8 protein-coding genes are annotated in these 6621 nt (G+C 39.6%); 1 reads left to right on the forward strand and 7 read right to left on the reverse strand.

Features of this window, described 5'->3' with window-relative positions:
- Positions 1–41 precede the first annotated feature (41 nt).
- Complete coding sequence (gene tyrS, locus G399_RS0116265) at positions 42–1241, forward strand: tyrosine--tRNA ligase (RefSeq protein ID WP_006014645.1); 1200 nt, start codon at positions 42–44, stop codon at positions 1239–1241.
- Positions 1242–1367: 126 nt separating this feature from the next.
- On the opposite strand, the gene G399_RS0116270 is transcribed toward tyrS, so the two are convergent.
- The 7 genes from G399_RS0116270 to G399_RS20930 form a co-directional block, all read right to left on the reverse strand.
- The gene (locus tag G399_RS0116270; RefSeq protein WP_226989015.1) at positions 1368–1976 is read right to left on the reverse strand and encodes a hypothetical protein; all 609 of its coding nucleotides are present in this window, start codon (positions 1974–1976) and stop codon (positions 1368–1370) included.
- An 81-nt stretch (positions 1977–2057) separates the two neighbouring features.
- A complete protein-coding gene (locus G399_RS20925) occupies positions 2058–2471 on the reverse strand; it encodes a rhodanese-like domain-containing protein (RefSeq protein ID WP_148277478.1) in 414 nt (137 codons plus the stop codon).
- A gap of 71 nt (positions 2472–2542) precedes the next feature.
- The gene (locus tag G399_RS0116280) at positions 2543–3286 is read right to left on the reverse strand and encodes a helical backbone metal receptor (RefSeq protein ID WP_006014638.1); all 744 of its coding nucleotides are present in this window, start codon (positions 3284–3286) and stop codon (positions 2543–2545) included.
- A gap of 178 nt (positions 3287–3464) precedes the next feature.
- On the reverse strand, positions 3465–4460 hold the full coding sequence (locus tag G399_RS0116285; RefSeq protein WP_006014631.1) for a cobalamin biosynthesis protein CobD/CbiB: 996 nt from the start codon (positions 4458–4460) through the stop codon (positions 3465–3467).
- Between the two features lie 3 nt (positions 4461–4463).
- The gene (locus G399_RS0116290) at positions 4464–5159 is read right to left on the reverse strand and encodes a 5'-methylthioadenosine/adenosylhomocysteine nucleosidase (protein WP_006014628.1); all 696 of its coding nucleotides are present in this window, start codon (positions 5157–5159) and stop codon (positions 4464–4466) included.
- A 95-nt stretch (positions 5160–5254) separates the two neighbouring features.
- Complete coding sequence (locus G399_RS0116295; protein ID WP_006014623.1) at positions 5255–5854, reverse strand: DUF2726 domain-containing protein; 600 nt, start codon at positions 5852–5854, stop codon at positions 5255–5257.
- Positions 5855–6151: 297 nt separating this feature from the next.
- A partial coding sequence (locus G399_RS20930; RefSeq protein WP_034897518.1) for a hypothetical protein occupies positions 6152–6621 on the reverse strand: 470 nt, incomplete at its 5' end.

Genomic DNA, 6621 nt, shown 5'->3' on the forward strand with positions numbered 1-6621 from the left:
AAGTGAGTCACTTTATACTTTTTATACTACAGGAATAAGTAATGGCAGATTGGCAAACAGCATTCGCGGAGATAAAACGCGGATCGGACGAGATTTTAATTGAAGAAGAGCTGATAGAGAAGTTAAAAACCGGTAAGCCTTTAAAAATCAAAGCTGGCTTTGATCCTACTGCGCCTGACCTACATTTAGGGCATACGGTTTTAATAAATAAGCTTCGTACATTTCAGCAGTTAGGACATGAAGTTACATTCCTAATTGGCGACTTTACTGGTTTAATTGGTGATCCTACTGGGAAAAACGTGACTCGCAAGCCACTTACTAAAGAACAAGTGCTTGAAAATGCTAAAACTTATCAAGAACAGGTATTCAAAATACTTGATCCTGCAAAGACTAAGATTCGATTTAATTCCGAGTGGTTTGATAAATTAGGTGCCGCGGGCATGATTAAGCTAGCGGCTAGTCAAACGGTCGCAAGAATGCTAGAACGTGATGATTTTAAAAAGCGCTATGCAAATGGTCAACCTATCGCTATCCATGAGTTTCTTTACCCATTGGTGCAAGGTTGGGATTCTGTTGCATTAGAGTCTGACGTAGAGTTGGGCGGGACAGACCAACGCTTTAACCTTTTAATGGGCCGAGAATTGCAAAAGGACCAAGGTCAAAAGCCACAAAGTATATTAATGGTGCCTTTGCTTGAAGGTTTAGACGGCGTGCAGAAAATGTCTAAGTCATTAAATAACTATATTGGAATTACTGACTCACCGACAGAGATGTTCGGAAAAATGATGTCTATTTCAGATGAACTCATGTGGCGTTACTATGATTTACTTAGTTTTAAACCGATCGAAGAGATTGAGCAACTCAAAATAGATATGGCAAACGGTAAAAACCCGCGCGATATTAAAATTACTTTAGCGCAGGAGCTGATTGCACGCTTTCACAGTTCAGCTGATGCAGAGGCGGCGCTGCAAGACTTTATTCAGCGTTTTCAAAAAAATGCAATACCTGATGAGATGCCTGAAATTGAAGTTACCATCGATGCACAAGGTATTGCCATTGGGAACTTGTTAAAACAGGCTGATTTGGTTGCATCAACATCAGATGCGATTCGCATGATTAAGCAAGGCGCTGTTAAAATAAACGGTGAAAAAGTAATCGATACGCGTTTTGTTGTGCAACACAAGGGCGAAAATGTCTATCAGGTAGGTAAGCGTAAGTTTGCTCGGATCAGGCTCGTGTAAATAGAGTCTTGTTTTAAACCAGTAAAACATTTAACGTCAATCGAGTGTTTATGTGAGCGGATCGCATTAGCCGGAATAACGCACTCATGTCGGTTTTAGTGCGTTTCGCTTTTTTAATGCCGATGCTCAATCCTTATTAAGCGCGCTCAGCAACAGAACAAAAAAGCATAGCACCAAGTTAAATAATGGTAATTGAAGTGCCGGTGGCATCATGTAAATTAAAGTGACGGCGGGTAACCAAACAATCCAAGTGCTGAAAATAGTTGCAGGTAATTTTTCATTGAAAAAACTGTCTTTTAGGCTCGTTAATGTTTGTAGCCGATTGAAGTTGCTTTCTCTCCACATATACAATGCAGTAATTAAAGGACTTGTAATAAAAACGGTAAATACAAATTGGTCCAATAAGGTCTTTTTAACAATCGTAGCAAAATCTATACCAGCGCCGAAAATTAACGATTGCAGTTGATAAAAACTATCAATGAGCCAGCCCATAAATGCCCACAGTAGAATATTGAAAAGCAGATGTAAAAAAAATGGTTTTGCTATTCGCTTCTTCAAAAATAAAATAACAAAAGGGAGTAAGCCGCCAAATATCGCGGTTGAGATGATTGCAAAAGCAGTGTTATATTTGAGTTTTAACCCTGCAATAAAACTAAACACAGGTTGTGCAGGTGAATAATAGAAATAAAGTAGCACTACAGTAAGTGCAAATACCTGAAGAACGATTCCAGGCACCCAATTTACTTTGATAGCTTGGGTTATCTTTGCTTTGACGCTAAATGCTGTTGTCGCAGTAGTCAAAGACGGTCACGCATTTTATTTACCTAATTGATTGGTGGGTCTTTTTTCAGCTTCCCAGCCTAACATATCGCCCTCGAGATGCATCACATTAGTAAAACCATTCTCTTCCAGCAAGGTAATTGCTTTAGCTGCTCGAGTGCCTGACCGGCAATACACAACCACCGGAGAATCTTTAAAATCGGAAAGCCGAGATAAACGAGTTCCTATTTCATTAAGTGGAATATTGACCGAGGTTGGAATATGACTGGTGGTATATTCCTCAACAGTCCTTACGTCTAACAGTAAACGCTCCGATTTTTGCATCGCCAACATCGTCTCGGGACTAATATCTCTTGATGCCATAGCGGCGGCGGATATAAACAATAAGCACAGGCAAGTGAATAAGGTAAATGTGCTTTTATTAAGATTGATTAGTTTAGAGTTTTTCATTGTATTACTTCCATTTAATTTTTTACTGCAGCCAGACAGTGTACTTTTATTTATTATTTTAGCTAATAATTCTAAAAATGCACTTTTTTGCATAAAAGCGCTAATTCAGGTAACACCCTTGGTGTAAACCTATGCAGTGCATCCGGGTTCACCATAACCACTTTGGGCTCAAAAACCGCTAGATGAGGAGCCCAAAAAGCACTCACTGAGGCAGTAGATTGATGGTTTGCCACAATAACAATCTCAGGCTGCTTTCTAATAATATCTGCAATAGAAAACTGCGCGTAAGCAGTCGGAAGTTCTGTGTAGATATTGTTAATGTTACAAAGCGAAAGAAGCGAATTGAGCCATTTGTCACTGCCCATTCCGCTCAACGGTTGTTGACTCATGTAATAAAGCGCGTTCGCCTTGTTGTCTGCATATTGTGATTTTATTTGTTCAACTTGTTTTATCATTTTTGCATGCAATTGCTTACTTTTGGGTACTGCATTGAGGGTTTCTCCTAACGAAAGAATTTCCTCCATCAGCGCTTCAATATTTGTTGGAGATGACCGATAAACGGGGTAACCCAACTGTTCTAGCCTAGCAATATCTTGGGCTTTGTTTCCACCCTCCCAAGCAAGAATAATACTCGGCTTTAATCTGATAATTGCAGCAACATCAGCGCCTTGGTAACTAGCTATCGAAGGCAATTTGACTGAGCAACCTTTATCAACGCACCCTTGAGAATAAGGATAATCACTGTAGTCACTTACGCCAACCAATTGTTGTTCTCTACCAAGTGCAAACACAATTTCAGTGAGGTGAGGCGACAAGCTTATAATGCGTAGCTTGTTGTCTTGGGCATTGCTAGGTAGTGCACTCAAAAATAAGAATGAAAACAGTAGAATTGAAGTCGCTACGATAGTTTTACTTTTATCTATGAATATTGAGTTGATACCAGTATAAAACGAATTGCAATTACAAATGGCGATAAGTGTTGTCTCTTGTTGTTTATATGCTCATAGAAAGAGTATCGATTATTAAGCAAGTTAGTAGTAAGAGCAATAGGTTAACCGCAAGTACGCGATTTACAATGGCTAGTGCGTTAGGCATAAACCGGGCTGTGGGCTCACCGTTGCCTATATACTTAGTGCGCCGCACTTTTATCGCATTATAATACACCGCACTACTGAGGTTAATGTCTAGTGCAAAATGGTTTGCGTGAAGTAAAATGGCTCCGTGTGATTCACCCCAGCGCGTTGTTAGTTTTTTTGCTTTAAAGTAAGGGAACAGCTTAAAACCGCGACTTAATATGATGGATAACAAGGAATTAAGTCGAATAGGCAGCCATTGAAAAAGCATAACTAGCTTAGCCATTGGCTTTCCAAATTCGCGATAAGCTTGAATTTTAGGATTCCAAACAAGGTGTAACTCGTAGCATAATCGATAGGTCAATACAGTAAATGGGCCAACAACGATAAATAGAAAGAAGCAAACTAAAGCTTGATAATGAAAGCGTAGTAATAATGTTTCAATTGCTGCTTTACTTATTCCAACGTCAGACAACATTGATGTTTCTCGCAATACCATGGGAGCCAATAGGTCTTTCGCTAGTTTCTTCTTACCCGTTAATAACGCGCGTCGAATTTGTTGAAAACGTTGAATATGAGATGAAAACTGGATACACAAATATAAAATTATGGCATCGAATAATGCAGGGTAATAAACGAACTCTCTAAATATGAGCAAAATAATAAGGCTAGGCGCGATTATCATGAATGCAGCAAGCGCTCCAGATATCCAAAATTGTGTTTTCTTCGGCGATGCTCCAAGTGAGTTCACATCCGGACAAACTCGCTCTGCCATTCTTATTCCTAATAAACGAACAAAAGCCAAAGGATCTGCTCGGGTGGGTAAGTACCAAAAACGCTCAAAAAGCACTACGCCACATAAAATAAACCAGGGTAAAATAGCGGGGCTTGTAATAAAGCTAATGAGGCTGTCCATAGATTAACCGAGTGCTTTTACCATTCCCATTACCAACTGTGCACTATTTTTTGCTGCTTTTTCTAAATAGGCTTGAAATGAAACTGTCGATGTCTTGCCTGCTATGTCGGATAAACTGCGAATGACTAAAAATGGAATACCCATTAAATAAGCAGTTTGTGCAATGGCTGCACCTTCCATTTCAACCGCTATCATAGTTGGAAACTTTTGTTGAGTTGCTAATGCAAGTTCATCACTACCAACAAAGCTGTCACCCGAGCAAACTAAGCCCTTTTTTACTTTAACACCTTCAATTTGTTTAGCTGATTTCTCAGCAGCCTCAATTAACTGCTCGTTACACACATAGTTTGCGGGCATGCCCGCGCATTGACCGAGAACATAGCCAAATACCGTTAAATCAACGTCATGATGAGTTACTGCATCGCTAATTACAATATCACCAATGTTGAGTTCTTTATCAAACCCGCCCGCAGAGCCAGTATTGACAACAAAATCCGGGTTAAATTTGTCAATAATCATGGTGGTGGCAACAGCGGATGCCACTTTGCCGATACCACACTTGACCAAAATAATTTCGTGATCATGCAACTCACCAGTAAAAAAGACTAAGTGGGAGTGAGCGACTTCTTGTAAGTGATTGAGCGACTCTTGTATGAGTTTAACTTCTTCATCCATTGCACCTAAGATTGCTATTTTCATGTGTTATCTCTTTGTTCAATTGACCAGAAGTTTACTAAGCATGGACAAAAACGCAAGAAATCATACGAATTCTTGCGTTAATTTATGATGAACGCTTAAGCAGCGACCTGTCTTGAGGACCGAACAGGTCGAGTAGGACGCTTAGTGGGGGTAAACAGGCTTGGCGCCTCATGAGCTATGGGGATAGGAAGTTTCCCTTGGCGCCGTCTAAGGGGCATAATCTTGGCTTCAATACATGCTTTGATATCTTCAATTTTATAGCCATGACGCGCTTTTATACGTGCATGTGGAATACCAGCTGAATCTAACGCACCAGTGACAAAAAAGTCTCTAGTTGTTTTATGACCTTCTTTACCTAGCGAGTGAACAAGATCCAATGCCAAAACAGGCGTCATATCGGTTTTACTCACTAAAACAAAGTCGAGTTGTTTGCTGCCAGCCCGCAGTAATGCACTTTTTGCCATTTTCTTATTGGTGTTTCTGCGCAATGCTAGTAAGTCGGTTAGCTTAACACGACACATCACTCTAAACTCATCGCCTACGGCTTTTTCAATCATATCGAGAAATTGATGTTCAACGGGAGAAAAAAGCTGAGGTTTACTCATAAAGGGAAAGCTAACCTCCTCAACACTGAATTTTACAGCAACAATAGCAACAACTATCAATACCATAATAAGTACGATTGCGAATTCCATAACGACTCCTAATACATTAGTTAGTTTCTTCAATTTTGCAGTGAGGGAGAAATTCATCAAGACCAAATCAAGAATGCAAAGGGAACCTTCCCATTGCATCTATCAGTTCTGCAATTGATGTGCCAATAGATATTTTTAGTTGAAAATAAAAATATAGAAAGGAAAAAGAGTGGTTTCTTCTAACGTAATAAAAATTAACTTAACAACCTTGTAGATACAAAAAAATCAGTATCTATGATTTCAGATACTGATTTATTTTACTTTATTATAAGCGTAAATTATTGAATTATAGTTACTTTATGAAACAGGTGACTTAACAAGAATATCAACTTGGGTACCGCCGCCGTCTTTAGAAATGATTAGAGTTGTGTTGTTATCTGCGCTTTTTAGCATGGTTCTTTGCTTAATTTTCTTTGGTTCAACAAAGCTGCTAGAAGATGCTAAATAATATTTAACGACCTCTTCAGGTGTTTGTGGAATGAATAAAATCATTGATGCCGGAAAGTCGGCGGCAAATATTTGGCACAATTTGCCATTCACCGGAATACTCACTTGATTAAAATTCTCTGGGCACGCTTCGCTGCGCACCGCTACGTTTACGTTAGCGCCGGCGTTGTCAGCTATTTGGGGCTTCTCAGAATTAGTCACAGGGGTATCTGTGATGCTACCTTGCGATATTGCTGTGTAGGCTACTGATACCTTAGCTAAAAGCGTTGGGGCTTGGTCTTCTAAAATCTCAGTAGGGGTAAGCTCAGTCTCTGCAATTT

This window comes from Brumicola pallidula DSM 14239 = ACAM 615 (assembly GCF_000428905.1).
GTDB lineage: Bacteria > Pseudomonadota > Gammaproteobacteria > Enterobacterales > Alteromonadaceae > Glaciecola > Glaciecola pallidula.

Coding starts and splice junctions, on each gene's coding strand:
- tyrS (WP_006014645.1), top strand. CDS start 42: ATGGCAGATTGGCAAACAGCATTCGCGGAGATAAAACGCGGATCGGAC.
- G399_RS20925 (WP_148277478.1), bottom strand. CDS start 2,471: ATGAAAAACTCTAAACTAATCAATCTTAATAAAAGCACATTTACCTTA.
- G399_RS0116285 (WP_006014631.1), bottom strand. CDS start 4,460: ATGGACAGCCTCATTAGCTTTATTACAAGCCCCGCTATTTTACCCTGG.
- G399_RS0116290 (WP_006014628.1), bottom strand. CDS start 5,159: ATGAAAATAGCAATCTTAGGTGCAATGGATGAAGAAGTTAAACTCATA.
- G399_RS0116295 (WP_006014623.1), bottom strand. CDS start 5,854: ATGGAATTCGCAATCGTACTTATTATGGTATTGATAGTTGTTGCTATT.